This is a genomic window from Enterobacter cloacae complex sp. IR5422 (genome assembly GCF_049238165.1).
Lineage (GTDB): Bacteria > Pseudomonadota > Gammaproteobacteria > Enterobacterales > Enterobacteriaceae > Enterobacter > Enterobacter roggenkampii.
Map to the genome: position 1 here is coordinate 199,218 of NZ_JBMKHT010000001.1, position 26,215 is coordinate 225,432.

The following is a 26,215-nucleotide window of genomic DNA, read 5'->3' on the forward strand; positions in this document are numbered from 1 at the left end:
TATGTTTGAACCTATGGAACTGACCAACGACGCGGTGATTAAAGTCATCGGCGTCGGTGGCGGCGGCGGTAACGCCGTAGAGCATATGGTGCGTGAACGCATTGAAGGTGTTGAATTCTTCGCGGTTAACACCGATGCGCAGGCACTGCGTAAGACGGCGGTAGGCCAGACTATCCAGATCGGCGGTGGTATCACCAAAGGGCTGGGAGCTGGGGCTAACCCGGAAGTGGGTCGCAATGCGGCTGAAGAAGATCGTGAAGCCCTGCGCGCTGCACTGGAAGGTGCGGACATGGTCTTCATCGCAGCAGGTATGGGTGGCGGTACCGGTACCGGCGCAGCACCTGTTGTCGCTGAAGTAGCTAAAGATTTAGGTATCCTGACCGTTGCTGTCGTGACCAAGCCTTTCAATTTTGAAGGCAAGAAGCGTATGGCCTTCGCGGAGCAGGGTATCACCGAGCTGTCCAAGCATGTGGACTCGCTGATCACCATCCCGAACGACAAACTGTTGAAAGTTCTGGGTCGCGGTATCTCCCTGCTGGACGCCTTCGGTGCAGCAAACGACGTGCTGAAAGGCGCGGTTCAGGGGATCGCTGAACTGATTACCCGTCCTGGCCTGATGAACGTTGACTTTGCAGACGTTCGCACCGTGATGTCCGAAATGGGCTACGCGATGATGGGCTCTGGCGTGGCGAGCGGCGAAGACCGTGCAGAAGAAGCGGCTGAAATGGCTATCTCTTCTCCACTGCTGGAAGATATCGACCTGTCTGGTGCGCGCGGCGTGCTGGTCAACATTACCGCTGGCTTTGACCTGCGTCTGGATGAGTTCGAAACCGTGGGTAACACCATCCGTGCGTTCGCCTCTGACAACGCTACCGTGGTAATCGGTACTTCGCTTGACCCTGAAATGAACGACGAGCTGCGTGTTACCGTTGTTGCAACCGGTATCGGTATGGACAAGCGTCCTGAGATCACCTTAGTGACTAACAAGCAGACTCAGCAACCGGTAATGGATCGTTACCAGCAGCACGGTATGTCTCCGCTGACTCAGGAGCAGAAACCGGCCGCGAAAGTGGTGAACGACCCAACGCCGCAAACGGCGAAAGAGCCAGATTATCTGGATATCCCGGCGTTCCTGCGTAAGCAAGCTGATTAAGAATTGGCTGGAATTAGGGGATTTGCGCTCTTTGTGCTAAACTGGCCCACCGTTAGTGATATACACTCTCGGTTGGATAGTTAATTTGGCGAGATTATACGATGATCAAACAAAGGACACTTAAACGTATCGTTCAGGCGACGGGTGTCGGTTTACATACCGGCAAGAAAGTCACGCTGACGTTACGCCCTGCGCCGGCCAATACCGGGGTCATCTATCGTCGCACCGACTTGAATCCACCGGTAGATTTTCCGGCCGATGCCAAATCTGTGCGTGATACTATGCTCTGTACTTGTCTGGTGAACGAGCATGACGTGCGGATTTCTACCGTAGAGCACCTGAACGCCGCCCTGGCGGGTCTGGGTATCGACAACATTATTGTTGAAGTCGATGCGCCAGAAATCCCGATTATGGATGGCAGTGCTGCACCGTTCGTCTATCTGTTGCTGGATGCCGGCATCGAAGAACTGAACTGCGCGAAGAAATTTGTCCGCATCAAAGAGACCGTTCGCGTCGAAGATGGCGACAAGTGGGCTGAATTTAAACCGTACAATGGTTTCTCGCTGGACTTTACCATCGACTTTAACCATCCGGCGATTGATTCCAGCACCCAGCGCTATGCGATGAACTTCTCTGCTGATGCGTTTATGCGCCAGATCAGCCGAGCCCGTACGTTTGGCTTCATGCGTGATATCGAATATCTGCAGTCCCGCGGCCTGTGCCTGGGCGGCAGCTTCGATTGTGCCATCGTTGTTGACGATTATCGCGTACTGAACGAAGACGGCCTGCGTTTCGAAGATGAATTCGTTCGTCACAAAATGCTGGACGCTATCGGCGACCTGTTCATGTGTGGTCACAACATCATAGGTGCATTTACCGCGTTCAAATCCGGTCATGCGCTGAACAACAAACTGTTGCAGGCCGTCCTGGCAAAACAGGAAGCCTGGGAATATGTGACCTTCGAAGACGAAGCTGAACTGCCGCTAGCTTTCAAAGCGCCAAGCATGGTTCTGGCGTAACGGTTCACGCCGTTTCGTTAAAAAATCGACTGGTTAACCTGGTACTCTCTCCGGCCAGGAAGACCAGTCGTTTTTATTTTTACCCTTCTTTGTTTGTCCCAGCGTTATTTCTTGTCTGTCCTGCGTAGAAAGTGTGTGCGTTAGCTGCATTCTTGACCGTTTTTCCCCGCGGCGGCACCTCATTCCTGCTGATGTGTATTGGCTTTAGTGGTAATATCTGGGCGCTTAAAAAAATAACTGAAGATAGCCTGTAGCAGGCTGGCTTATGTGGTGGAGCAAGTGAGCGGAATACTGACGCGCTGGCGACAATTTGGCAGACGTTACTTCTGGCCGCATCTCTTATTAGGGATGGTCGCGGCGAGTTTCGGCTTGCCTGCGCTCAGCAACAGTGCCGAAGCGGCGACGCCGACGAAGACCTCTACCAGCAAACACGATCTCAATACGCGGGTTAACTTTACAAATCTCGCCTGGCTCGAAGCCAGTCGCCGCCCGAATTTCTCCGTTGATTACTGGCACCAGCACGCTATCCGCACGGTTATCCGTCATCTCTCCTTCGCGATGGCGCCGCAGGCAATGCCTGTTGCGGAAGAGGCGCTGCCGGTGCAGGCGCAGCATCTTGCCCTGCTGGACACGCTCAACGCGCTGCTCACGCAGGACAGCCAGCCGCCGGTCATGGTTCGCCAGACGGCGCATCGCGCGCTCGTTCCTCCTGTTTCATTCTCTGTTTCAACCTGGATTAGCCAGGTTCACGGCATTCGCGCCGGGCCTCAACGCCTCAGCTAAATTAACTTTTTCAATACCTTAATTTATCTGCCCATGATGGGGCGTTTGAGAATTTATTATGCTAATCAAATTATTAACTAAAGTTTTTGGTAGTCGTAACGATCGTACCCTGCGCCGTATGCGCAAAGCTGTTGCCGTCATCAACGGTATGGAACCGGCGATGGAGAAGCTCTCTGATGATGAGCTGAAAGCGAAAACGGCGGAATTTCGTGCGCGTCTGGAAAAAGGTGAAACCTTAGAAAGCCTGATCCCGGAAGCATTTGCTGTCGTGCGTGAAGCAAGTAAGCGCGTGTTCGGCATGCGTCACTTCGACGTTCAGCTGCTGGGCGGGATGGTGCTTAACGAACGCTGCATCGCGGAAATGCGTACCGGTGAAGGTAAAACCCTGACCGCAACGCTGCCGGCTTACCTGAATGCGTTGACCGGTAAAGGCGTTCACGTCGTTACCGTCAACGACTATCTGGCGCAGCGTGACGCCGAAAACAACCGTCCACTGTTCGAATTCCTCGGCATGACCGTCGGCATCAACATGTCTGGCCTGCCTGCACCAGCCAAGCGTGAAGCGTATAACGCGGACATTACCTACGGTACCAACAACGAATACGGCTTCGACTACCTGCGTGACAACATGGCGTTCAGCCCTGAAGAGCGCGTCCAGCGTAAGCTGCACTACGCGCTGGTGGATGAGGTGGACTCCATCCTGATCGATGAAGCGCGTACTCCGCTTATCATCTCCGGCCCGGCTGAAGACAGCTCCGAGATGTACCGTAAGGTCGACAAAATCATTCCACACCTGCTGCGCCAGGAGAAAGAAGACTCGGATACCTTCCAGGGTGAAGGTCACTTCTCCGTGGATGAAAAAGCGCGCCAGGTGAACCTGACCGAGCGTGGTCTGGTGAAAATCGAAGAGCTGCTGGTGGCTGAAGGCATTATGGAAGAGGGCGAGTCTCTGTACTCCCCAAGCAACATCATGCTGATGCACCATGTGACCGCCGCGCTGCGTGCCCACGCGCTGTTCACCCGCGACGTCGACTACATCGTAAAAGACGGCGAAGTGATCATTGTCGATGAGCACACCGGTCGTACCATGCAGGGACGTCGCTGGTCTGACGGTCTGCACCAGGCTGTAGAAGCCAAAGAAGGCGTGGATATTCAAAACGAAAACCAGACGCTGGCGTCTATCACCTTCCAGAACTACTTCCGTCTGTACGAGAAGCTGGCGGGCATGACCGGTACAGCCGATACCGAAGCGTTTGAATTCAGCTCTATCTACAAGCTGGATACCGTGGTCGTTCCAACCAACCGTCCGATGATCCGTAAGGATATGCCGGACCTGGTATACATGACTGAAGCGGAAAAAATTCAGGCGATCATCGAAGACATTCGCGAGCGTACTGCTAAAGGCCAGCCGGTTCTGGTGGGGACCATCTCCATTGAAAAATCCGAAGTGGTTTCTCACGAGCTGACGAAAGCGGGCATCAAGCACAACGTACTGAACGCCAAATTCCACGCCAAAGAAGCGGATATTGTTGCGCAGGCAGGTTATCCGGCTGCGGTAACCATCGCCACCAACATGGCGGGTCGTGGTACCGATATTATGCTGGGCGGAAGCTGGCAGGCCGAGGTGGCTGAGCTGGAAAACCCAACGCCTGAACAGATTGCTCAGATTAAGGCCGACTGGCAGGTGCGTCACGACGCGGTGCTGGCATCCGGCGGTCTGCATATCATTGGTACCGAGCGTCACGAATCGCGTCGTATCGATAACCAGCTGCGTGGCCGTGCGGGTCGTCAGGGTGATGCCGGTTCTTCCCGCTTCTACCTGTCGATGGAAGATGCGCTGATGCGTATTTTCGCCTCCGACCGCGTGTCCGGCATGATGCGCAAGCTGGGCATGAAGCCGGGTGAAGCCATTGAACACCCGTGGGTTACCAAAGCGATCGCGAACGCACAGCGTAAAGTGGAAAGCCGCAACTTTGATATTCGTAAGCAGCTGCTGGAATACGATGACGTGGCTAACGACCAGCGTCGTGCGATCTACACCCAGCGTAACGAACTGCTGGACGTGTCCGACGTGAGCGAAACCATCAACAGCATCCGCGAAGATGTGTTTAAAGCCACGATTGATGCGCACATTCCGCCGCAGTCTCTGGAAGAGATGTGGGACATCGAAGGCCTGCAGGAACGTCTGAAAAACGACTTTGACCTCGATCTGCCTATTAAAGAGTGGCTGGATAAAGAGCCTGAGCTGCACGAAGAGACCCTGCGCGAGCGTATCTACGAAACCGCGCTGGACGTCTACAAGCGCAAGGAAGAAGTGGTTGGCGCTGAAATGATGCGTCACTTCGAAAAAGGCGTGATGCTGCAGACGCTGGACTCCCTGTGGAAAGAGCACCTGGCGGCGATGGACTACCTGCGTCAGGGTATCCACCTGCGTGGCTATGCGCAGAAAGATCCGAAGCAGGAATACAAGCGTGAGTCCTTCTCCATGTTTGCCTCTATGCTTGAGTCGCTGAAGTATGAAGTCATCAGCACCCTGAGCAAGGTTCAGGTGCGTATGCCGGAAGAGGTGGAAGCGATGGAACAGCAGCGTCGTGAAGAAGCCGAGCGTCTGGCACAAATGCAACAGCTGAGCCATCAGACCGACGACAGCGAAGCCGCAGCGGCGATCGCCGCGCAAACCGGCGATCGTAAAGTGGGTCGTAACGATCCATGCCCTTGCGGTTCTGGTAAAAAGTACAAGGCGTGCCACGGCCGTCTGAGCTAAGTTCATAAAAAAACAAAAAGGCGCAGAAATCTGCGCCTTTTTTATGGAAGTGACAATATGAAAATACTGCAAATTGCCGTCGGGATTATTCGCAACCCGCAAAACCAAATCTTTATCACCCAGCGTGCTGCCGACGCCCATATGGCGAACAAATGGGAGTTTCCTGGCGGAAAAATTGAGGCCGGTGAAACCCCGGAAGCGGCGCTGGTTCGCGAGCTTCAGGAAGAAGTTGGGATCACCCCGCTTGGCGCAACGCTGTTTGATAAGCTTGAGTACCAGTTCCCGGACAGACACATCACGCTGTGGTTCTGGCTGGTGGAAAACTGGGAAGGTGAACCCTGGGGGAAAGAGGGGCAGCCGGGTAACTGGGTGGAGCTTCAGGCAAGTGATGCCGAAAAATTCCCGCCAGCTAATGAACCTGTGATCCTGCGGTTAGTCGAACAACCGAAGGCCTGCTAAGCGACGCGCCAGCAGGCTTTACAGATTACTGCTGGTTTTCACTCCAGTCATCGCTGTCCGAAAGATCGCCTTTACTCGGAATGCGTTTCTCTTCCGCCGCCCATTCGCCCAGGTCAATAAGCTGGCAGCGTTTGCAGCAGAATGGGCGGAACGGACTCACTTCGCCCCAGACAACGGTTTTGCCACAGGTCGGGCAGTTTACGGTGGTGACATCAGACATCGGCACTCCTTAACAACAGGCCAGTTCAAAATCGAGGCGTTCCGGCACGGTGCCATTTTCGCTGTCCAGCGGCATAAAGCGAATCGCAAAGCGGCTCTTATGCCCGGAAATTTGCGGATAAAGCTGTTCGCCAAGCGATAAATTCAGGCGCAGAAGATCGGCATCATCACCGTTGTCCTGGTAGAAACCGTTCAGGCTGGTTTGCTTGCGGAACGGCGCTGAGTTACGGATCAGATCGAGGATCAGCGACAGCGTCTGGTGCATCGGCTCCAGGCTTGCCAGCCAGCTGTTCACCTGCGCGTCACGCTGCGCTTGTGGCATATGGAGCCACATATGCAGCGTCGGCAGGTCGAAGCTGCAGCAACCGCCAGGGATGCTCAGGCGCTGGCGCACCAGGCCAATCAGGCGGTCCTCACGCAAAAACTGCCCGACGCGCGGTGCGGCCATCAGGATGCTGCTGCTGGTTTTAAGCTGCTGACGAAGGGAATCGATACGGCTTACGTCCACCCCCGGAACCTCAGCCCATGCCTGCAATTTACGCTGCTGGCGCTCCAGCTCTTTAAGCAATTCTGTGCGGACATCGCCGCGTTCAATCACATCCAGCAGATCGCCTACATTGCGGAAGAAGTGCAACGCCGTAGCGTGATCGTTAACCGGCAGATGTTGTGAAAGCTGCTGAATGAGGAATTCGATGCGCAGCCAGGTACGCATTTTTTCGTTGAGCGGATGCTCAAAAAGGATGTGAGTCGACATTATGGTTTTTCCTGTGCAACGGCCTGCCCGGCTAACGTCAGATACTGCGCGTGCAGACGGGCAACATCCGATGCAATAGCATCTGGTGCGCCGTTATTATCAATAACATCATCCGCCACGGCAAGGCGCTGAGCGCGCGTGGCCTGAGCGGCGAGAATATGTTCAGCATGCTCGCGCGAGACGTGGTCTCGCATCATGGTTCTCTGGATTTGCGTCTCGGGTGCGACATCAATCACCAGTACCCGATCGGCTTTCTGATGCAGCTGATTTTCCACCAGCAGCGGAACCACCCACAAGACATAGGGCGAGCGGGCTTCGGCTATCTGACGCTGTGTTTCCTGGTGGATAATGGGATGGAGCAGGGCATTAAGCCAGGCTTTTTCCGCTGAATCGGAAAAAATGCATTCGCGAAGCTGACGGCGATTTAGCGTGCCATCGGCATTGATGATTGCCTGGCCAAAATGTTCTGCGATGGCCTTAAGCGCGGGTGTATTGGGCTCTACCACCTGGCGGGCAATAATATCGGCATCGATAATCGTGATACCCAAACGAGAAAACGCGTCTGCAACGGTACTTTTGCCACTACCGATGCCACCGGTTAATGCAACGATATACCCCATTAAATCAAATCCTGGGAATTATTCATTATTAAAATCAGTTGATTAAAACTCTCAGGTGCGCCAGCAACTGTTTAGCCCTGTTTACCGGCTTTTTACCAGGTAAATTTATAGGATTGTAGCGTAAAAAAAGAGAATTTCGCAGTCTTGCGGAGCAGGTATTAGTGCGTATGATAGCGTCACTGGAGTTGTGCTTTTAACATATTTGCCTCTAACCCCAGGAATCCGCACATGCGTATCGAAGAAGATCTGAAGTTAGGTTTCAAAGACGTTCTTATCCGCCCTAAACGCTCTACACTGAAAAGTCGCTCAGACGTTGAACTCGAACGTCAATTCACCTTTAAGCATTCCGGTCAGACCTGGTCTGGCGTGCCGATCATCGCTGCCAACATGGATACTGTGGGAACCTTTGAGATGGCAACCGCGCTGGCACAGTTCGACATCCTCACCGCCGTGCACAAACATTACAGCCCTGAAGAGTGGGATGCGTTTGTGGCGTCCGCCTCTGCTGATGTGGTGAAGCACGTGATGGTCTCCACCGGCACCTCCGATGCGGATTTCGAGAAGACCAAACAGATCCTGAAGGCTAACCCGGCGCTGAACTTCGTTTGTATTGATGTGGCGAACGGTTACTCCGAGCACTTCGTACAGTTCGTCAGCAAGGCGCGTGAGGCCTGGCCGACGAAAACCATCATCGCGGGCAACGTGGTGACCGGTGAAATGTGTGAAGAGCTGATCCTCTCCGGTGCCGATATCGTGAAAGTGGGCATCGGTCCGGGCTCCGTATGCACCACGCGCGTCAAAACCGGCGTCGGTTATCCGCAGCTCTCTGCCGTCATTGAATGTGCCGATGCGGCGCACGGTCTGGGCGGCCAGATCATCAGCGACGGTGGTTGCACCATGCCGGGTGATGTTGCAAAGGCCTTCGGCGGCGGCGCGGACTTCGTGATGCTCGGCGGCATGCTGGCAGGCCATGAAGAGAGTGGCGGTACCGTAGTAGAAGAGAACGGCGAGAAATTTATGCTGTTCTACGGTATGAGCTCTGAGTCTGCGATGACCCGTCACGTCGGCGGCGTGGCAAAATACCGTGCGGCAGAAGGTAAAACCGTCAAGCTGCCTCTGCGCGGTCCGGTTGAAAACACCGCACGCGATATCCTCGGCGGCCTGCGCTCTGCCTGCACCTACGTTGGCGCCTCCCGCCTGAAAGAGCTGACAAAGCGTACGACGTTTATTCGCGTTCAGGAACAAGAAAACCGCGTATTCAACAGCCTGTAATGGCTATCGCTGGCGCATGCCCGTGCGCCAGCCCTGTTGTACTATCCCGCGCTCATTGCATCTCCCAGGTGGAATATCGGCAGGTACATTGCCACCACCAGCGTACCGATAATGACCCCCGTCACTATCAGAAGCACTGGCTCCAGAAGCGCCGCCAGATTCTCTGCACGTTGAAAGGTCTGTTCCGTATGATGGCGGGCAAGGTTTGCCAGCATGATATCCAGCGCACCTGACATTTCACCGGTTCGTAAAAGCTGAACACAGAGCGGGGTAAAGATTGCCGCTCTTTGAAAGGATGACCAGACGGGAAGGCCTTTTTCAATGTCCTCCCGCACGCCGCGCAGTATTCCCTGCCAGTACTGACTTTCAACGGTCTCCTCGGCACTCTCCAGGCCCTGTAAAAAGGGGATACCCGCCTGTTGCGTGAGTGACAGCACGGTAAAGACGTGTCCCAGCTTTTGACCTTTTGCCAGTGCGCCCATCACGGGCGTATGCAGCAGGATGCACTGCCAGCGAGGATTCTGCCGCAGAGCCCAGGCGACGGCTAAGGGGGCTAATAGCAGGGTGAACAACGCAAGGGCATATGACTGCATAAAGGCGGCCATCCCCATAACCATCTGTGTCAGCACGGGAAGCGGGGTATTAAACGTTTTGTAGATCGCGGCAAATTCGGGCAGGACCAGAGTGACCATCGCCAGCACGACGAGCACAGCCAGCGTCAGGACGATCGCCGGGTAGCGCAGCGCCTTTTTCACTTTCGCACTGAGCTGCTGCTGCGCTTTTTGTTGCTGCGCGAGCTGACGACAGCACACCTCCAGCTTCCCGGTCAGCTCTCCGGTTTTCACCATCGAGACATGCAGCGGGCTAAAAACGGCTGGCCACTTTTTTAGCGACTCAGAAAACGGGCATCCTTCACTGAGCTCATCGGCAATGCTTTGCAGCAGCGCCTGCCACGGTTTTAACGGATGTTGCTCTGCCAGCATTTGCAGGCTGTGGGACAGCGTCAGCCCAGCCTGCAGCAGCGAGGCGAGCTGATGAAACATCTCGTCGCAGTGGTGCGGCCGCCAGCGGTGTCGCTGTGCGCATCGGGTCAGCGTCAAAGGATGGAGGTCGTTACGCATCAGCCGGGTGAAGGCCGCATTGCGGTCTGTGGCCCAGAGTGTCCCGCTTCGGGGTTCTCCATCTTTGGTGAGCGCACGCCAGCGCCAGAGCTGATTAGCCGCCATTGGGCATTCCCAGGACGCGCAGCAACTCTTCAATCGTGGTTAGCCCTTGTTCGACGGCCCTGCAGCCGTGTTCAAAAAGAGAAACCATCCCCGCCTGCCGGGCGCTCGCCTCTATGACGTCAGTTCCCGCCCCGCTGGCAATGGCCTGCCGCAGGGCATTGTCGATGGCGAGTACTTCAAAAATGGCCACGCGGCCATAAAAGCCGTGATAACAGCGATCGCAGCCGGTGGGCTGCCAGCGTGGAAGCGGCCTGGGCCATACTGAGCGAGGTAGTTGAGCCTGATCGCGGGTTTCCCGGCGACAATGTGGGCACAAACGCCGGACCAGTCGCTGGGCAATCACCATCGTCAGCGCGGAAGAAATCATCCAGCGCGCGACGCCCATCTGCTCCAGGCGAATCAGCGTTTCCGTCGTCGAGTTGGTGTGCAGGGTCGACAGCACCAGATGCCCGGTCTGGGCAGCATTAATGGCAATCCCGGCCGTTTCTCCGTCACGGATTTCGCCGACCATAATGATGTCGGGATCCTGACGTAGCAGTGCGCGCAGCACGTTCTGGAAGGTTAAACCCGCCCGGGGATTAATCTGCGTCTGGTTTAATCCGGCAAGGGGGATCTCAATAGGATCTTCCACGCTGCAGATGTTGACGTCAGGGGTGTTACGCGACTGCAGCGCGCTGTACAGCGTCACGGTTTTGCCGCTGCCGGTAGGGCCGGTGACCAGAATCAGCCCCTGCGGCTGGTGGAGAACCGCATTAAAACAGGCCAACTGTTCAGCATTCATGCCAAGCGCTTTCGGCTCAAGGGCCTGCGGAACCTGATGCAGGAGGCGCAGCACAATTTTTTCGCCGCCGCTGCAGGGAAGCGTCGCGATCCGAAACGAGACCGGCTCATTGGCCAGTTCAATCGTAAACTGGCCGTCCTGAGGCAGCCGGCGTTCTGCAATATCCAGGTTACCCAGCACTTTTAAACGTGCGCTTAACAGGTTAGCCAGTTCAGCGGCAAGCGGAGGCTGCGGACAAAGTACGCCGTCGATACGTAAACGAATCTGGCACGCGTGCTCCATCGGTTCGATATGAATATCAGAGGCGCGCTGGTTGATTGCCTGCTGCAGCGTGTGGTTAAGGACATCTACCGTAGAGTGTGTTTGCGAAACGCCGGGCAGATGCGATTGTGACGTGAGCTGCCGGTGTTTTTCCATGCGCTCCGCGCTCCAGCACTCAATATCAATCCGTTTCTGGGTCGCGAAACGCAGCGCCTCCATGAGTTCGGTCGCGGGCTTTCCCACGACGGCAATGTTGATCCTCTCACTGTCGCTGGATAGCAGCAGTGCGTGATGGCGAAGACAAAGCGCCACGAGTTGATCGGTATTCATTCTCCGCTCCTCAGTTATTGCTGAAGCGGAAAACGTCTTCGCAGGCCTGCTTCAGAGCGCTATCAGCACTGATGTTGCAGACGCGCGTCCAGCCCGTCATCCCGTTGCCGTTGTTCCACTGCGGCGTCATGACCACTTCCAGCCCGTTAAGACTTTCCTGTCCTGTTAAGGTCACGATCCCTTTCGCTACGCTCATTCCGGAAACGTAGCGTGTCGTGGTGGGGGAAGGGATGCCGTTGCTGTTGGCATCGCAGCTCTCCACACCACCGTGATCCAGCGCGCAAAGTTCAATGGCGGTGCGGTAGGGAACGAAGGTTTGCAGCATATCGGTCAGCGCCGCTTTGCGCAGGTAGTTCTGATAGGCAGGTATGCCGATGGCGCTCAGAATCGCAATAATGCCGATGACCACCATCAGCTCAATAAGAGTGAATCCGTGTTGTCTGTTCATATCTGCTCCTTACGTTAAGTGGCGCTACTCTGTCAGCGCAAAAGGGCAGAAACGAGGGGCAAAAAAGGGAACGAGAAAGCGCGTTCAGAGAATTAATGCGGTGTTGCAGGAAAGAACAGCGGATTTGCGAGCGGGGCTGAAATTCCCCTCTCCAGGCGGAGAGGGGAGGAATCACTATTTAAAACGCATCGAGAGGTCGAGAGCGCGAACGTGCTTGGTCAGCGCGCCGACTGAGATGTAATCCACGCCGGTTTCGGCGAATTCACGGATCGTTTCGAAGGTGACGTTTCCGGAGACTTCGAGCTGGGCCCGGCCATTGGTCAGTTTTACCGCCTCACGCATCTGCTCGGTTTCGAAGTTATCGAGCATGATGATATCGGCCCCGGCCTTAATCGCCTGCTCCAGCTCGTCCAGGTTTTCCACTTCTACTTCAACCGGCACATCCGGATGCAGCCAGAAGGCCTTCTCCACCGCCTGACGTACGGAACCCGATGCAATAATGTGGTTCTCTTTAATCAGGAAAGCGTCGGACAGGCCCAGACGATGGTTTGCGCCGCCGCCGCAGAGCACCGCGTACTTCAGCGCCGTGCGCAGGCCCGGCAGCGTTTTGCGGGTATCCAGCAGCTGGGTTCGGGTGCCGGCCAGCAGGTCAACGTAACGACGCACTTCGCTGGCGACGCCAGAGAGCGTTTGTACAAAATTGAGCGCGGTACGTTCGCCGGTCAGCAAGACGCGGGAAGGGCCGTCCAGCTCGAACAGCGGCTGATTTGGCGTGACGCTATCGCCGTCCTCCACGTGCCATGTGACCTGCACATCATCGCCCGCCAGCTGGGTAAAGACCTCTTCAACCCAGCGCTTGCCGCAAAAAACACCTTCTTCGCGGGTGATAATGACCGCGTGGGAGCGCGTCTCTTTCGGCAACAATTGTGCGGTAATATCTTTATCGGCATTGACGTCACCGCCCAGATCTTCTTTCAAAGCATGGGCAACGCTTGCCGGAATATCCATATTAATACGTTCCAGAAGCGCTTCACGTCGGTGGTCGGGGTTGTAGCGGCGAGGCGGCATGATAAAACTCCAAATTGGTAACGAATCAAAATATTGAAACATGCTACTCTGAACCGAGTAACAGCACCATACATAAGGAGTTCCAGCATGTTGTTAGAAAACGGATGGCTGGTGGATGCGCGGCATGTGCCTTCGCCGCACCACGACTGCCGCCCGGAGGATGAAAAGCCCACACTGCTGGTGGTTCATTATATTAGTCTCCCGCCGGGGGAATTCGGCGGCCCGTGGATCGATGCGTTATTCACGGGAACGATAGATCCCGATGCCCATCCTTTCTTTGCTGAGATTGCGCTTCTGCGCGTGTCGGCTCATTGCCTGATTCGTCGCGATGGTGAAGTGGTTCAGTATGTTCCCTTTGATAAGCGCGCCTGGCATGCCGGGGTGTCGATGTATCACGGGCGCGAACGGTGCAACGATTTTTCTATCGGGATCGAACTGGAAGGCACGGATACCACGCCCTACACCGATTCACAGTATCAACAGCTAGCGGCTGTGACCCGCACGCTTATCGGACTTTACCCGGCCATCGCCGACAATATTACCGGGCACAGCGATATCGCTCCGGCGAGAAAAACCGATCCCGGCCCGGCATTTGACTGGCCGCGGTTCCGCGCCATGCTCACCGCGTCGTCAGAATAAGGAGATACCATGACGTTGTTTACCATGCTGCTGGTTATCATCGCTGAACGCCTGTTCAAGCTCGGTGAGCACTGGCATCTGGATCACCGGCTGGAGGTGTTATTCCGCCGTATTAAGCACTTTTCCATGCTGCGCACGCTGCTGATGATGGCGGGCGTGATGGTGATTACGTTCCTGCTGCTGCGCGCGCTGTATGGACTCTTTTTCAACGTGCCGCTGTTGGTGGTGTGGATCCTGCTCGGCGTGCTGTGCATTGGTGCGGGCAAGGTGCGTTTGCACTATCACGCGTACCTGAAAGCCGCCTCCCGTGACGATGCCCATGCGCGCAATGCCATGGCGAGCGAGCTGACGATGATCCACGGCGTGCCGCCGGACTGCGACGAGCGCGAGTTCCTGCGCGAACTGCAGAACGCGCTGCTGTGGATTAACTTCCGTTACTACCTGGCGCCGCTGTTCTGGTTTGTGGTGGGCGGTCCATGGGGACCGGTCTTGCTGATGGGGTATGCGTTTCTGCGCGCCTGGCAGACCTGGCTTGCCCGCTATCTGACGCCGCACGAGCGTTTGCTGTCCGGCATTGATGCCATCCTGCACGTGGTTGACTGGCTTCCGGTGCGTCTGGTGGGCGTGGTGTACGCGTTAATTGGCCACGGTGAAAAAGCGCTGCCCGCGTGGTTCGCCTCGCTTGCCGACCGCCATACGTCGCAGTATCAGGTGTTAACGCGTCTGGCGCAGTTCTCGCTGGCGCGCGAGCCGCATACCGACAAGATTGAAACGCCGAAAGCCGCTGTCTCCATGGCGAAGAAAACGTCGTTTGTGGTCGTGGTTATCGTGGCGCTGCTGACGATCTACGGCACGCTGGTGTAAGCCAGCGCGCCGTAACGATTAAAGCGTGTCCGCAGGCGGGATGCCGAAATCAGGCATCCCGTTTTCATTCCAGCGGACGCGCTTCAGGCGGGTATGGCGGTTTGGATCGTACAGCGGATCGCCCTCAATTTCGGTGTAGTTCCGCGCGTGATACACCAGCACATCTTCCCCTTCCGGCGTTTGCGTAAAGCTGTTGTGTCCCGGGCCGTACTGGCGATTTTCGTAGCTGGTGGCGAATACGGGGCGCGGGGATTTGTGCCAGTTCAATGGGTTTTGCGGATCGGCATTCAGGTCTATCCACAGCAGCCCCATGCAGTAGTTCTCGTCGGTGGCGCTGGCGGAATAGCTGATAAACAGTTTGTTGCCATGGAACAGCACCGCCGGGCCTTCGTTGACCCAAAACCCGCGACACTCCCAGTCATACTCCGGCTTGCTGAGCATCACAGGCTCGCCTTTCAGCGTCCACGGGTTCGCCATTTCACACAGATAAAGGTTGGAGTTCCCGGAGATGTCCGGCGCTTTTTGCGCCCACAGATACCAGCGTTTTCCCTGATGCACAAAGGTGGTGGCGTCCAGGGCGAAGGTGTCGAACGGGGTTTCGATCTGGCCTTTTTCTACCCACCTGCCAGTGAGCGGATCGTCGTCGGTACATTCAATGGCAAACATGCGGTGCTGGAACATCCCGAGCGCGTCGAGCGCCTGGGTGTGCGTCGCGGCAAAATAGATGTACCACTTTCCGTCAATGTGGTGCAGTTCCGGCGCCCATATCAGCTGGCTCATTGGGCCGGCGTCGGGTTTACGCCAGACCACCACCTCTGCGGCATGACGTAAGCCTTCCAGCGAGTCCGCGAGGCGGATCGCCAGCCTGTCGTACTGCGGCACGGAGGCGATAAAGTAATATTGCCCATCGTGGCGCAGGATATACGGGTCGGCGCGTTGTTCAATAAACGGGTTTGGCCAGGTTTGCATTCGGCTTTCCTTATTTAGTCTCAGCGGCTTTCAGTTCCTGATAATCGTTCAGCTCGTGGTAGTTGTTGCGGCGTTTTTCCAGATCGAGCTGGATCTGCTTCATGGTTTCACGATCCACCTTCAGCAGGCGCACCACGCCCGCGGTAATCAAATAACCCACCCCCGGGATAACGGTAAACAGCAGCACAATCCCGTTGATGGCGTCTGCGCTTTGCGCTTTCGCCCCCGCGTCGTAGCCGTACCAGGAGAGCAGAAAACCGACCATCGCCCCGGCAATCGCCAGCCCCAGCTTGAGGAAGAAGATGTTGCCCGAGAAGCTGATGCCGGTGATGCGTTTCCCGGTTTTCCACTCGCCGTAGTCGTCCACGTCGGCCATCAGCGACCAGTGCAGCGGAGACGGGATCTGGTGCAGGATGTTCAGCAGGACGTAGAGCACTACTATGGTGACGGTCGCTTTCGGGTCGAAGAAATAAAAGGCGCAGGAGAAAATCGCCAGCACGATGTTGGTCCAGAAGAAGACCTTCAGCTTGCACCAGCGGTCGGTCAGCACTTTTGCCAGCACGCTGCCGAGCATCATGCCGACAACGCCCAGGCTGATAAACAGCGTGGCGAAGTGAGTGCTCTGGCCCATCACCCAGGTGACGTAATACATGGTGGCCGCCATGCGGATAAAACCCGGGCAGACGTTGCAGAGCGTCAGGAGCAGAATGCGCACCCACTGGTCGTTCTTCCACACGTCTTTCAGGTCGTTTTTCAACTGGTCATTGGTCTGGACTGCCGGGCGCACGCGCTCGCGCACGGTGGCGAAGCAGAACAGGAACATGCAGGTGCCAATCAGCGCCAGCACGGTCATGGCCATCTGGTAGCCTTTGGCTTTGTTGTCCCCGCCAAACCAATCTGCCATGGGCAGCAGCGTTAATGAGAGCAGCAGCGTGGCGATGCCGACCAGCACGAAGCGATACGACTGGCAGGCAACGCGCTCTTTAGGATCGTTAGTGATCACCCCGCCCAGCGAGCAGTAGGGGATGTTGATGGCGGTGTAGGTGAGCGACAGCAGGAAGTAGGTGACAAAGGCATAGATAACTTTGCTGTTATAGCTCCACTCTGGCGTGGTGAACATCAGGATGCTGAACAGCGCGTAGGGGAAAGCGATCCACAGCAGCCATGGACGAAACCGGCCATATTTGCTGCGGGTGCGGTCGGCAATCGCGCCCATGATCGGGTCCGTTACGGCGTCAATCACGCGGACGGACAGCAGCAGCACGCCGACCAGCGCAGGGGCCAGTCCAAAAATATCCGTATAAAAATAGTTAACAAACAGCATGATGGCGCCGAAGATGATGTTACATCCGGCGTCGCCCATCCCATAGCCGATCTTTTCTTTTACTGACAGCTTTGCGTTATCCATAGACTGCTCTCCGGGTTACGGTATGGAGAGAATTATTTGCTGGCGAAGGGATATATGCGTTGCAGTATCAGGGCGGTGATATGGATAAATGCGCTGTGGGCGTGAAAGTGTGAGGGAGGTAACAACGCGCGGCACCTGTAAAAACAGGTACCGCGGAGAGGCTTAGTGCGCCTTCATGGCATTACGGCTTTTCTGACTGAAGAGATAGCCAACGCCGAGTACTGCAATCCAGACCGGGATCAGGTAGACGGAAATCGCCATACCTGGGGTGAGCAGCATGATCACCAGCACGGCCGCCATGAACAGCAGGCAGATCCAGTTACCCAGCGGATAGAGCAGGGCAGGGAAGCGCGTGGTGACGCCCTGCTGCTGCTTCGCGCGGCGGAACTTCATGTGCGCCAGGCTGATCATCGCCCAGTTGATGACCAGCGCAGAGACCACCAGCGCCATCAGCAGGCCAAACGCCGATTCCGGTGCCATGTAGTTAATGAGCACGCACAGGGCGGTCACGATGGCGGAAACAATGATGGTATTCACCGGCACGCCACGTTTATCAACGTTAAGCAGCATCTTCGGCGCGTTACCCTGTTGGGCGAGGCCGAACAGCATGCGGCTGTTGCAGTATACGCAGCTGTTGTAAACGGAGAGCGCTGCGGTCAGCACCACGATGTTCAGCGCGTTGGCGACAAAGGTATCGCCCAGCTCGTGGAAGATCAGCACAAACGGGCTGGTGTCAGCAGTCACGCGCGTCCACGGCAGCAGGGAGAGCAGCACCGCCAGTGAGCCCACATAGAAGATCAGGATGCGGTAGATAACCTGATTTGTGGCTTTCGGGATGCTCTGCTCCGGGTTGTCGGCTTCAGCAGCGGTGATGCCCACCAGTTCCAGGCCGCCGAAGGAGAACATAATGATCGCCATCATCATCACCAGGCCGGTCATGCCGTGAGGCAGGAAGCCACCCTGTTCCCAGAGGTTGCGCACCGTGGCCTGCGGGCCGCCGTTGCCGCTGAACAGCAGCCAGCCGCCGAAGATAATCATCGCCACCACGGCAATGACCTTGATGATGGCAAACCAGAACTCCATCTCCCCGAACACTTTAACGTTGGTCAGGTTAATGGCGTTGATAATGACGAAGAAGGCTGCAGCAGAAGCCCAGGTTGGGATTTCGGGATACCAGAACTGAATGTATTTCCCGACGGCGGTCAGTTCGGCCATGGCAACCAGAACGTACAGCACCCAGTAGTTCCAGCCCGAGGCGAAACCGGCAAAGCTGCCCCAGTACTTATAGGCAAAGTGGCTGAAGGAGCCTGCGACCGGCTCTTCTACTACCATTTCGCCCAGCTGGCGCATGATCAGAAAAGCAATGAAACCCGCAATCGCGTAACCCAAAATAATGCCCGGACCGGCAGACTGGATAACGGATGCGCTGCCCAGAAACAGGCCGGTACCAATCGCACCGCCCAGTGCGATGAGCTGAATATGGCGGTTTTTAAGCCCGCGCTTTAGCTGATCGCCGTGCTGTTGAGCTTCCATTTGAAACCTCGTGTGTGGTTGTTATGTTCACGCTGAGCGTGTGTAATTATGAAAATCCATATTCTGTATTTATTTCTTTACGGTTAACGAGACCGAAAAAAGCGGAGATGACTTCCGTAAGCGCCAGAATAGTGGTAAGTGCCTGCGAATGCACCTGCTTTATGAAGGGGTGATGACGACTTGAATAAAAAGAAAGCATTTGTAAATCGGCCCGCTCGTTGTTCCTCACCCAACCTATAGAATAGAAATGCGCCTTAAGTGGGCGAATTTTCATTATTTGCCTTGTTGAATCGCTTCAGATTGCAAAAACCCTCGTTTCATTATGGTTAAAACTCCCTCTTTGGGGGTAATCAACTCATTTGTGCAAAGTTACATTTCTGAAACGTTATTTCTGTAAGGTTGTTAAAATGTGCAGGGTTTACTGATTTCAATCAAAACCAATATGGACAGAAGGTGAATACTTTGTTACTTTAGCGATACGAAATAGAAATTGGTAAGACCAATTGACTCCGGGCAAAAAGGCGTAAGACAGGGAATATGGCCTACAGCAAAATTCGCCAACCAAAACTATCTGATGTGATTGAGCAGCAGCTGGAGTTTTTAATCCTCGAAGGGACTCTGCGCCCGGGTGAGAAACTTCCGCCAGAACGCGAACTGGCAAAACAGTTCGACGTTTCACGTCCCTCTCTGCGTGAGGCGATTCAACGTCTCGAAGCAAAGGGCTTGCTGCTTCGTCGCCAGGGCGGCGGAACCTTTGTGCAAAACAGCCTGTGGCAGAGCTTCAGCGATCCGCTGGTAGAACTTCTCTCTGACCACCCAGAATCCCAGTTTGACCTGCTTGAGACCCGTCACGCGCTGGAAGGTATTGCGGCCTATTACGCCGCCCTTCGCAGCACTGATGAAGATCGCGTGCGTATCCGCGAGCTGCATCAGGCCATTGAACGGGCACAGCAGTCCGGCGATTTAGACGCCGAGTCCAGCGCCGTCGTCCAGTATCAAATTGCCGTCACCGAAGCGGCCCACAACGTGGTGCTCCTCCATCTGCTACGCTGCATGGAGCCGATGCTGGCCCAGAACGTTCGTCAAAATTTTGAATTGTTGTATGCCCGTCGGGACATGCTCCCACTGGTAAGCAACCATCGCACCCGAGTATTCGAGGCGATAATGGCCGGGGAACCGGAGCAGGCGCGCGAAGCGTCGCACCGCCATCTGGCTTTCATTGAGGAAATCTTGCTGGACCGCAGCCGTGAACAATCGCGTCGCGAACGTTCATTACGCCGCATACAGCAACGAAAGGATTAAGCGCCAGGTACTTTTAGAGCGCGGCAACTAAACGCAGAACCTGTCTTATTGTGTTCTTGCCCAAGAGCACAATGGGACAGGTTCCAGACAAATCAACGTATTAGATAGATAAGGAATACCCCCATGTCAGAACGTCTCCAAAATGACGTGGATCCGATCGAAACTCGCGACTGGCTACAGGCGATCGAATCGGTCATCCGTGAAGAAGGTGTTGAGCGCGCTCAGTATCTGATTGATCAGCTGCTTTCTGAAGCCCGCAAAGGCGGCGTGAAGGTTGCTTCAGGTGCAGGGGCTAGCAACTACGTAAACACGATTGCCGTTGAAGACGAACCGGAATACCCGGGCAATCTGGATCTGGAACGTCGTATCCGTTCTGCAATCCGCTGGAACGCCATCATGACCGTTCTGCGCGCATCCAAGAAAGACCTGGAACTGGGTGGCCACATGGCGTCCTTCCAGTCTTCTGCGACCGTTTACGAAGTGTGCTTCAACCACTTCTTCCGTGCAGCGAACGAGAAAGACGGCGGCGATCTGGTGTACTTCCAGGGCCACATCTCTCCGGGCATCTATGCACGTGCATTCCTGGAAGGTCGTCTGACTGAAGAGCAGATGAACAACTTCCGTCAGGAAGTTCACGGTAAAGGTCTGTCTTCTTACCCGCACCCTAAACTGATGCCTGAATTCTGGCAGTTCCCGACCGTATCCATGGGTCTGGGCCCAATCGGTGCGATCTACCAGGCGAAATTCCTGAAGTATCTGGAACATCGTGGTCTGAAAGACACCTCTGAGCAGACCGTATACGCCTTCCTGGGCGACGGCGAAATGGATGAGCCAGAATCTAAAGGCGCGATCACCATCGCGACCCGTGAGAAGTTGGACAACCTGTGCTTCATCATCAACTGTAACCTGCAGCGTCTGGATGGTCCGGTAACCGGTAACGGCAAGATCATCAACGAACTGGAAGGCATCTTCGCAGGTGCTGGCTGGAACGTGATCAAAGTCATGTGGGGTTCCCGTTGGGACGAACTGCTGCGTAAAGACACCAGCGGTAAACTGATCCAGCTGATGAACGAAACCGTTGACGGTGACTACCAGACCTTCAAATCCAAAGACGGTGCCTACGTGCGTGAGCACTTCTTCGGCAAATATCCAGAAACCGCAGCCCTGGTTGCAGACTGGACTGATGAGCAGATCTGGGCCCTGAACCGCGGTGGTCACGATCCGAAGAAAATCTACGCTGCACTGAAAAAAGCGCGTGAAACCAAAGGTAAAGCGACTGTAATCCTGGCCCACACCATCAAAGGTTACGGCATGGGTGATACCGCAGAAGGTAAAAACATCGCTCACCAGGTTAAGAAAATGAACATGGACGGCGTGCGCTATATCCGCGACCGTTTCAACGTTCCAGTGACCGATGAGCAGGTCGAAAACCTGTCTTACATCACCTTCCCGGAAGGCTCCGAAGAGCACAAGTACCTGCACGAACGTCGTCAGGCGCTGAAAGGCTACCTGCCAGCTCGTCAGCCTAACTTCACCGAGAAGCTGGAACTGCCAGCGCTGGAAGACTTCTCTCAGCTGCTGGAAGAGCAGAACAAAGAGATCTCTACCACTATCGCTTTCGTTCGTGCCCTGAACGTGATGCTGAAAAACAAGTCGATCAAAGATCGCCTCGTGCCAATCATCGCCGACGAAGCGCGTACTTTCGGTATGGAAGGTCTGTTCCGTCAGATCGGTATCTACAGCCCGAACGGCCAGCAGTACACCCCGCAGGACCGTGAGCAGGTTGCATACTACAAAGAAGACGAGAAAGGTCAGATCCTGCAGGAAGGTATCAACGAGCTGGGCGCAGGCGCATCCTGGCTGGCCGCTGCGACCTCTTACAGCACCAACAACCTGCCGATGATCCCGTTCTACATTTACTACTCCATGTTCGGGTTCCAGCGTATCGGTGACCTGTGCTGGCAGGCAGGCGACCAGCAGGCTCGCGGCTTCCTGATCGGTGGTACTTCCGGTCGTACGACCCTGAACGGTGAAGGTCTGCAGCACGAAGATGGTCACAGCCACATTCAGTCTCTGACTATCCCTAACTGTATCTCTTACGACCCGTCTTACGCGTATGAAGTGGCAGTCATCATGCATGACGGTCTGCAGCGCATGTACGGTGAAGCGCAGGAGAACATTTACTACTACATCACCACCCTGAACGAAAACTACCACATGCCGGCAATGCCAGCAGGTGCCGAGGAAGGTATCCGTAAAGGTATCTACAAACTCGAAACCATCGAAGGTAGCAAAGGTAAAGTTCAGCTGCTGGGCTCCGGTTCTATCCTGCGTCACGTTCGTGAAGCAGCGCAGATCCTGGCGAAAGACTACGGTGTCGGTTCCGACGTGTACTCTGTGACCTCCTTCACTGAACTGGCGCGTGATGGCCAGGATTGTGAGCGCTGGAACATGCTGCACCCACTGGAAACCCCACGCGTACCGTACATCGCTCAGGTGATGAACGACGCGCCAGCGGTGGCGTCTACTGACTATATGAAACTGTTCGCTGAGCAGGTTCGTACTTACGTTCCAGCTGATGATTATCGCGTTCTGGGTACTGACGGCTTCGGTCGTTCTGACAGCCGCGAAAACCTGCGTCACCACTTCGAAGTTGATGCTTCTTACGTGGTTGTAGCAGCACTGGGCGAACTGGCTAAACGTGGCGAAATCGATAAGAAAGTGGTTGCAGACGCAATTACCAAATTCAACATCGATGCAGAAAAAGTTAACCCGCGTCTGGCGTAAGAGGTAAAAGAATAATGGCTATCGAAATCAATGTACCGGACATCGGGGCTGATGAAGTTGAAATCACCGAGATCCTGGTCAAAGTAGGCGACAAAGTTGAAGCTGAACAGTCGCTGATCACCGTAGAAGGCGACAAAGCCTCTATGGAAGTCCCGTCTCCTCAGGCTGGCATCGTTAAAGAGATCAAAGTCTCTGTTGGCGATAAAACCGAGACTGGCAAACTGATCATGATTTTCGATTCCGCCGACGGTGCAGCAGCTGCTGCACCTGCGCAGGAAGAGAAGAAAGCCGCTCCGGCCGCCGCTGCTCCAGCAGCTGCCGCGAGCGCGAAAGAAGTGAACGTGCCGGACATCGGCGGTGACGAAGTTGAAGTCACTGAGATCCTGGTGAAAGTGGGCGATACCGTTGCGGCCGAGCAGTCACTGATCACCGTAGAAGGCGATAAAGCCTCTATGGAAGTGCCAGCGCCGTTCGCAGGTACCGTTAAAGAGATCAAGATTAACACCGGCGACAAAGTGTCTACCGGCTCTCTGATCATGATCTTCGAAGTGGCAGGTGCTGCACCTGCTGCCGCGCCTGCACAGGCCGCTGCTCCGGCTCCGGCCGCTGCACCAGCTGCTGCTGGCGGCGCGAAAGACGTTAACGTACCGGACATCGGCGGTGACGAAGTTGAAGTCACCGAAGTGATGGTAAAAGTGGGCGACAAAGTTGCCGCTGAACAGTCACTGATCACCGTTGAAGGCGACAAGGCTTCCATGGAAGTGCCTGCGCCGTTCGCGGGTACCGTTAAAGAGATCAAAATCAGCACCGGCGACAAAGTGTCTACCGGCTCTCTGATCATGGTCTTCGAAGTGGAAGGCGCTGCGCCTGCCGCAGCTCCGGCTGCCGCGGCTGCTCCAGCACCGGCTGCTGCTCCGGCTCAGGCTGCTAAACCAGCGGCACCTGCTGCAAAAGCGGAAAGCAAATCTGAGTTCGCTGAAAACGACGCTTACGTCCACGCGACCCCGCTGATTCGTCGCCTGGCGCGCGAATTCGGCGTGAACCTGGCGAAAGTGAAAGGGACTGGCCGTAAAGGTCGTATCCTGCGCGAAGACGTTCAGACCTACGTGAAAGACGCGGTGAAACGCGCCGAAGCTGCACCAGCTGCAGCCGCTGGCGGCGGTATTCCGGGCATGCTGCCATGGCCGAAAGTGGACTTCAGCAAGTTCGGCGAAATCGAAGAAGTGGAGCTGGGCCGTATCCAGAAAATCTCTGGTGCGAACCTGAGCCGTAACTGGGTGATGATCCCGCACGTTACGCACTTCGATAAGACCGATATCACCGATCTGGAAGCGTTCCGTAAACAGCAGAACGCCGAAGCTGAGAAGCGTAAACTGGACGTGAAATTCACCCCAGTGGTCTTCATCATGAAGGCGGTTGCTGCGGCTCTGGAACAGATGCCACGCTTCAACAGCTCCCTGTCCGAAGACGGCCAGAAGCTGACGCTGAAGAAATACATCAACATCGGTGTTGCGGTTGATACGCCAAATGGTCTGGTTGTTCCGGTCTTCAAAGACGTGAACAAGAAGAGCATCACTGAGCTGTCCCGTGAACTGACCACCATCTCCAAGAAAGCGCGTGATGGTAAGCTGACTGCCGGCGAAATGCAGGGCGGCTGCTTCACCATCTCCAGCATCGGCGGCCTGGGTACCACCCACTTCGCGCCGATTGTGAACGCGCCGGAAGTGGCTATCCTCGGTGTGTCCAAGTCCGCGATGGAGCCGGTGTGGAATGGCAAAGAGTTCGTGCCGCGTCTGATGATGCCAATCTCTCTGTCCTTCGACCACCGCGTGATCGACGGTGCTGATGGTGCGCGTTTCATCACCATCATCAACAACATGCTGAGCGACATTCGCCGCCTGGTGATGTAATCGAAAAGCCGGCCAGTCGGCCGGCTTTTTTCTGATAATCTCATGGCGTTTGTGAGGTTATTGGCGAAAGCGACAATTCGTGAGCCGTTTGTTGTTTCAAAATTGTTAACAATTTTGTAAACTGCGGGCGGATAGAACGACCCGGTGGACGACGGGTATAAACTAAGAGGTCATGATGAGCACAGAAATCAAAACTCAGGTCGTAGTACTTGGGGCAGGCCCGGCAGGTTACTCCGCAGCATTTCGCGCAGCGGATTTAGGTCTGGAAACCGTCATCGTAGAACGTTACAGCACCCTCGGCGGTGTTTGTCTGAACGTCGGCTGTATCCCTTCTAAAGCGCTGCTGCACGTAGCGAAAGTTATCGAAGAAGCCAAAGCGCTGGCTGAACACGGTATCGTCTTCGGCGAGCCGAAAACCGACATCGACAAAATTCGTACCTGGAAAGAGAAAGTTATCACTCAGCTGACCGGCGGTCTGGCGGGTATGGCCAAAGGCCGTAAAGTGAAGGTGGTAAACGGTCTGGGTAAATTCACCGGTGCGAACACCCTGGAAGTGGAAGGCGAAAACGGCAAAACCGTGATCAACTTCGACAACGCGATCATCGCGGCAGGCTCTCGCCCAATCGAACTGCCATTCATTCCACATGAAGATCCACGCGTGTGGGATTCCACCGATGCGCTGGAGCTGAAAACCGTTCCTAAGCGTCTGCTGGTGATGGGCGGCGGTATCATCGGTCTGGAAATGGGTACCGTGTACCACGCGCTGGGTTCAGAGATCGACGTGGTTGAAATGTTCGACCAGGTTATCCCGGCTGCTGACAAAGACATCGTTAAAGTCTTCACCAAGCGCATCAGCAAGAAATTCAACCTGATGCTGGAAACCAAAGTGACTGCCGTTGAAGCGAAAGAAGACGGTATTTACGTTTCCATGGAAGGCAAAAAAGCCCCATCCGAACCACAGCGTTACGACGCCGTGCTGGTGGCGATCGGCCGTGTGCCGAACGGTAAGAACCTCGACGCGGGCAAAGCTGGCGTGGAAGTGGACGACCGTGGCTTCATCCGCGTTGACAAACAGCTGCGCACCAACGTGCCGCACATCTTTGCTATCGGCGATATCGTCGGTCAGCCAATGCTGGCGCACAAAGGTGTTCACGAAGGTCACGTTGCCGCTGAAGTTATCGCCGGCATGAAGCACTACTTCGATCCGAAAGTGATCCCATCTATCGCGTACACCGAGCCAGAAGTGGCATGGGTGGGTCTGACTGAGAAAGAAGCGAAAGAGAAAGGCATCAGCTACGAAACCGCCACCTTCCCGTGGGCTGCTTCTGGCCGTGCTATCGCGTCCGACTGCGCAGACGGTATGACCAAACTGATCTTCGACAAAGAGACTCACCGCGTAATCGGTGGTGCGATTGTCGGTACCAACGGCGGCGAGCTGCTGGGTGAAATCGGTCTGGCTATCGAAATGGGCTGCGACGCGGAAGACATCGCGCTGACCATCCACGCTCACCCAACTCTGCACGAGTCCGTGGGCCTGGCGGCAGAAGTGTTTGAAGGCAGCATCACCGACCTGCCAAACGCGAAAGCGAAGAAGAAATAAGTTCTTCAGATGAAAAAAAGCGGCCTGAGGCCGCTTTTTTTATGCG

General features: G+C 55.4%; 23 protein-coding genes. 12 read left to right on the forward strand and 11 right to left on the reverse strand.

The genetic code is table 11. From position 1 onward, the window contains the following. The first annotated feature begins 1 nt into the window (after position 1). The 5 genes from ftsZ (at position 2) to mutT (ending at position 6,178) form a co-directional block, all read left to right on the forward strand. A complete protein-coding gene (ftsZ, locus tag ACOTXT_RS00930; protein ID WP_008501978.1) occupies positions 2 to 1,153 on the forward strand; it encodes a cell division protein FtsZ in 1,152 nt (383 codons plus the stop codon). Positions 1,154 to 1,254: 101 nt separating this feature from the next. Then, positions 1,255 to 2,172: a UDP-3-O-acyl-N-acetylglucosamine deacetylase gene (lpxC, locus tag ACOTXT_RS00935; RefSeq protein WP_008501977.1), complete on the forward strand. Its 918-nt coding sequence runs from the start codon at positions 1,255 to 1,257 to the stop codon at positions 2,170 to 2,172. A gap of 279 nt (positions 2,173 to 2,451) precedes the next feature. Continuing rightward, positions 2,452 to 2,955, forward strand: coding sequence for a secA translation cis-regulator SecM (secM, locus tag ACOTXT_RS00940; RefSeq protein ID WP_072205873.1), 504 nt, complete (start codon positions 2,452 to 2,454; stop codon positions 2,953 to 2,955). Between the two features lie 58 nt (positions 2,956 to 3,013). Further along, complete coding sequence (secA, locus tag ACOTXT_RS00945; RefSeq protein WP_021240521.1) at positions 3,014 to 5,719, forward strand: preprotein translocase subunit SecA; 2,706 nt, start codon at positions 3,014 to 3,016, stop codon at positions 5,717 to 5,719. A 57-nt stretch (positions 5,720 to 5,776) separates the two neighbouring features. Further along, positions 5,777 to 6,178 carry an 8-oxo-dGTP diphosphatase MutT gene (gene mutT, locus ACOTXT_RS00950; protein WP_021240520.1) on the forward strand — a complete coding sequence of 134 codons (402 nt, stop codon included), beginning with the start codon at positions 5,777 to 5,779 and terminating at the stop codon, positions 6,176 to 6,178. A 25-nt stretch (positions 6,179 to 6,203) separates the two neighbouring features. On the opposite strand, the gene yacG is transcribed toward mutT, so the two are convergent. The 3 genes from yacG to coaE are packed head-to-tail and all read right to left on the reverse strand — an operon-like array spanning position 6,204 to position 7,771. Beyond that, the gene (yacG, locus tag ACOTXT_RS00955) at positions 6,204 to 6,398 is read right to left on the reverse strand and encodes a DNA gyrase inhibitor YacG (RefSeq protein ID WP_023615920.1); all 195 of its coding nucleotides are present in this window, start codon (positions 6,396 to 6,398) and stop codon (positions 6,204 to 6,206) included. Between the two features lie 9 nt (positions 6,399 to 6,407). After that, the gene (gene zapD / locus ACOTXT_RS00960) at positions 6,408 to 7,151 is read right to left on the reverse strand and encodes a cell division protein ZapD (RefSeq protein ID WP_008501972.1); all 744 of its coding nucleotides are present in this window, start codon (positions 7,149 to 7,151) and stop codon (positions 6,408 to 6,410) included. Then, positions 7,151 to 7,771, reverse strand: coding sequence for a dephospho-CoA kinase (coaE, locus tag ACOTXT_RS00965; RefSeq protein ID WP_008501971.1), 621 nt, complete (start codon positions 7,769 to 7,771; stop codon positions 7,151 to 7,153). The genes zapD and coaE overlap by 1 nt, the downstream gene beginning before the upstream one ends. Before the next feature lie 228 nt (positions 7,772 to 7,999). On the opposite strand from coaE, the gene ACOTXT_RS00970 reads away from it, so the two are divergent. Next, positions 8,000 to 9,043, forward strand: coding sequence for a GMP reductase (locus ACOTXT_RS00970; RefSeq protein WP_023293282.1), 1,044 nt, complete (start codon positions 8,000 to 8,002; stop codon positions 9,041 to 9,043). A gap of 41 nt (positions 9,044 to 9,084) precedes the next feature. On the opposite strand, the gene hofC is transcribed toward ACOTXT_RS00970, so the two are convergent. From hofC to nadC, 4 genes are all read right to left on the reverse strand, one after another. Next, positions 9,085 to 10,269 carry a protein transport protein HofC gene (gene hofC / locus ACOTXT_RS00975; RefSeq protein ID WP_055321622.1) on the reverse strand — a complete coding sequence of 395 codons (1,185 nt, stop codon included), beginning with the start codon at positions 10,267 to 10,269 and terminating at the stop codon, positions 9,085 to 9,087. Beyond that, a complete protein-coding gene (gene gspE, locus ACOTXT_RS00980) occupies positions 10,259 to 11,641 on the reverse strand; it encodes a type II secretion system protein GspE (protein ID WP_023326701.1) in 1,383 nt (460 codons plus the stop codon). Before gspE ends, hofC begins: the two co-directional genes overlap by 11 nt. 10 nt (positions 11,642 to 11,651) lie before the next feature. After that, complete coding sequence (gene ppdD, locus ACOTXT_RS00985; RefSeq protein WP_008501967.1) at positions 11,652 to 12,089, reverse strand: prepilin peptidase-dependent pilin; 438 nt, start codon at positions 12,087 to 12,089, stop codon at positions 11,652 to 11,654. A gap of 174 nt (positions 12,090 to 12,263) precedes the next feature. After that, positions 12,264 to 13,157 (reverse strand): carboxylating nicotinate-nucleotide diphosphorylase, encoded by an 894-nt coding sequence (nadC, locus tag ACOTXT_RS00990; protein WP_021240514.1) that lies wholly within the window; start codon positions 13,155 to 13,157, stop codon positions 12,264 to 12,266. 87 nt (positions 13,158 to 13,244) lie between these two features. On the opposite strand from nadC, the gene ampD reads away from it, so the two are divergent. Both ampD and ampE read left to right on the forward strand, forming a co-directional pair. Continuing rightward, positions 13,245 to 13,796, forward strand: coding sequence for a 1,6-anhydro-N-acetylmuramyl-L-alanine amidase AmpD (gene ampD / locus ACOTXT_RS00995; RefSeq protein WP_421625276.1), 552 nt, complete (start codon positions 13,245 to 13,247; stop codon positions 13,794 to 13,796). A gap of 9 nt (positions 13,797 to 13,805) precedes the next feature. Then, complete coding sequence (gene ampE / locus ACOTXT_RS01000; RefSeq protein ID WP_008501964.1) at positions 13,806 to 14,660, forward strand: beta-lactamase regulator AmpE; 855 nt, start codon at positions 13,806 to 13,808, stop codon at positions 14,658 to 14,660. 18 nt (positions 14,661 to 14,678) lie between these two features. Here ampE and ACOTXT_RS01005 read toward each other — a convergent pair whose 3' ends face one another. The 4 genes from ACOTXT_RS01005 to ACOTXT_RS01020 all read right to left on the reverse strand — a co-directional run bounded on the left by ACOTXT_RS01005 (position 14,679) and on the right by ACOTXT_RS01020 (position 18,844). Beyond that, on the reverse strand, positions 14,679 to 15,629 hold the full coding sequence (locus ACOTXT_RS01005) for a family 43 glycosylhydrolase (RefSeq protein ID WP_055321620.1): 951 nt from the start codon (positions 15,627 to 15,629) through the stop codon (positions 14,679 to 14,681). Between the two features lie 10 nt (positions 15,630 to 15,639). After that, complete coding sequence (locus tag ACOTXT_RS01010; RefSeq protein WP_021240511.1) at positions 15,640 to 17,037, reverse strand: glycoside-pentoside-hexuronide (GPH):cation symporter; 1,398 nt, start codon at positions 17,035 to 17,037, stop codon at positions 15,640 to 15,642. Positions 17,038 to 17,199: 162 nt separating this feature from the next. Next, the gene (gene aroP / locus ACOTXT_RS01015) at positions 17,200 to 18,570 is read right to left on the reverse strand and encodes an aromatic amino acid transporter AroP (RefSeq protein ID WP_055321619.1); all 1,371 of its coding nucleotides are present in this window, start codon (positions 18,568 to 18,570) and stop codon (positions 17,200 to 17,202) included. A 46-nt stretch (positions 18,571 to 18,616) separates the two neighbouring features. Further along, positions 18,617 to 18,844: a hypothetical protein gene (locus ACOTXT_RS01020; RefSeq protein ID WP_021240510.1), complete on the reverse strand. Its 228-nt coding sequence runs from the start codon at positions 18,842 to 18,844 to the stop codon at positions 18,617 to 18,619. A gap of 263 nt (positions 18,845 to 19,107) precedes the next feature. On the opposite strand from ACOTXT_RS01020, the gene pdhR reads away from it, so the two are divergent. The 4 genes from pdhR to lpdA all read left to right on the forward strand — a co-directional run bounded on the left by pdhR (position 19,108) and on the right by lpdA (position 26,169). Next, positions 19,108 to 19,872: a pyruvate dehydrogenase complex transcriptional repressor PdhR gene (gene pdhR / locus ACOTXT_RS01025; RefSeq protein WP_008501960.1), complete on the forward strand. Its 765-nt coding sequence runs from the start codon at positions 19,108 to 19,110 to the stop codon at positions 19,870 to 19,872. Positions 19,873 to 19,995: 123 nt separating this feature from the next. Beyond that, positions 19,996 to 22,659, forward strand: coding sequence for a pyruvate dehydrogenase (acetyl-transferring), homodimeric type (aceE, locus tag ACOTXT_RS01030; RefSeq protein WP_008501959.1), 2,664 nt, complete (start codon positions 19,996 to 19,998; stop codon positions 22,657 to 22,659). Between the two features lie 14 nt (positions 22,660 to 22,673). Beyond that, positions 22,674 to 24,569 carry a pyruvate dehydrogenase complex dihydrolipoyllysine-residue acetyltransferase gene (aceF, locus tag ACOTXT_RS01035; RefSeq protein WP_025912180.1) on the forward strand — a complete coding sequence of 632 codons (1,896 nt, stop codon included), beginning with the start codon at positions 22,674 to 22,676 and terminating at the stop codon, positions 24,567 to 24,569. A gap of 175 nt (positions 24,570 to 24,744) precedes the next feature. After that, the gene (gene lpdA, locus ACOTXT_RS01040) at positions 24,745 to 26,169 is read left to right on the forward strand and encodes a dihydrolipoyl dehydrogenase (RefSeq protein WP_003856313.1); all 1,425 of its coding nucleotides are present in this window, start codon (positions 24,745 to 24,747) and stop codon (positions 26,167 to 26,169) included. The last annotated feature ends 46 nt before the right edge of the window (positions 26,170 to 26,215 follow it).

Bases quoted from the DNA above. Each gene is read 5' to 3' on its own strand.
- aceE (WP_008501959.1), top strand. From the start codon at position 19,996: ATGTCAGAACGTCTCCAAAATGACGTGGATCCGATCGAAACTCGCGAC.
- mutT (WP_021240520.1), top strand. From the start codon at position 5,777: ATGAAAATACTGCAAATTGCCGTCGGGATTATTCGCAACCCGCAAAAC.
- lpdA (WP_003856313.1), top strand. From the start codon at position 24,745: ATGAGCACAGAAATCAAAACTCAGGTCGTAGTACTTGGGGCAGGCCCG.
- ACOTXT_RS01010 (WP_021240511.1), bottom strand. From the start codon at position 17,037: ATGGATAACGCAAAGCTGTCAGTAAAAGAAAAGATCGGCTATGGGATG.
- yacG (WP_023615920.1), bottom strand. From the start codon at position 6,398: ATGTCTGATGTCACCACCGTAAACTGCCCGACCTGTGGCAAAACCGTT.
- ftsZ (WP_008501978.1), top strand. From the start codon at position 2: ATGTTTGAACCTATGGAACTGACCAACGACGCGGTGATTAAAGTCATC.
- ampE (WP_008501964.1), top strand. From the start codon at position 13,806: ATGACGTTGTTTACCATGCTGCTGGTTATCATCGCTGAACGCCTGTTC.
- aceF (WP_025912180.1), top strand. From the start codon at position 22,674: ATGGCTATCGAAATCAATGTACCGGACATCGGGGCTGATGAAGTTGAA.
- nadC (WP_021240514.1), bottom strand. From the start codon at position 13,157: ATGCCGCCTCGCCGCTACAACCCCGACCACCGACGTGAAGCGCTTCTG.
- zapD (WP_008501972.1), bottom strand. From the start codon at position 7,151: ATGTCGACTCACATCCTTTTTGAGCATCCGCTCAACGAAAAAATGCGT.
- aroP (WP_055321619.1), bottom strand. From the start codon at position 18,570: ATGGAAGCTCAACAGCACGGCGATCAGCTAAAGCGCGGGCTTAAAAAC.
- ampD (WP_421625276.1), top strand. From the start codon at position 13,245: ATGTTGTTAGAAAACGGATGGCTGGTGGATGCGCGGCATGTGCCTTCG.
- pdhR (WP_008501960.1), top strand. From the start codon at position 19,108: ATGGCCTACAGCAAAATTCGCCAACCAAAACTATCTGATGTGATTGAG.
- hofC (WP_055321622.1), bottom strand. From the start codon at position 10,269: ATGGCGGCTAATCAGCTCTGGCGCTGGCGTGCGCTCACCAAAGATGGA.
- coaE (WP_008501971.1), bottom strand. From the start codon at position 7,771: ATGGGGTATATCGTTGCATTAACCGGTGGCATCGGTAGTGGCAAAAGT.
- ppdD (WP_008501967.1), bottom strand. From the start codon at position 12,089: ATGAACAGACAACACGGATTCACTCTTATTGAGCTGATGGTGGTCATC.
- secA (WP_021240521.1), top strand. From the start codon at position 3,014: ATGCTAATCAAATTATTAACTAAAGTTTTTGGTAGTCGTAACGATCGT.
- lpxC (WP_008501977.1), top strand. From the start codon at position 1,255: ATGATCAAACAAAGGACACTTAAACGTATCGTTCAGGCGACGGGTGTC.
- ACOTXT_RS01005 (WP_055321620.1), bottom strand. From the start codon at position 15,629: ATGCAAACCTGGCCAAACCCGTTTATTGAACAACGCGCCGACCCGTAT.
- gspE (WP_023326701.1), bottom strand. From the start codon at position 11,641: ATGAATACCGATCAACTCGTGGCGCTTTGTCTTCGCCATCACGCACTG.
- ACOTXT_RS00970 (WP_023293282.1), top strand. From the start codon at position 8,000: ATGCGTATCGAAGAAGATCTGAAGTTAGGTTTCAAAGACGTTCTTATC.
- ACOTXT_RS01020 (WP_021240510.1), bottom strand. From the start codon at position 18,844: ATGAAAATTCGCCCACTTAAGGCGCATTTCTATTCTATAGGTTGGGTG.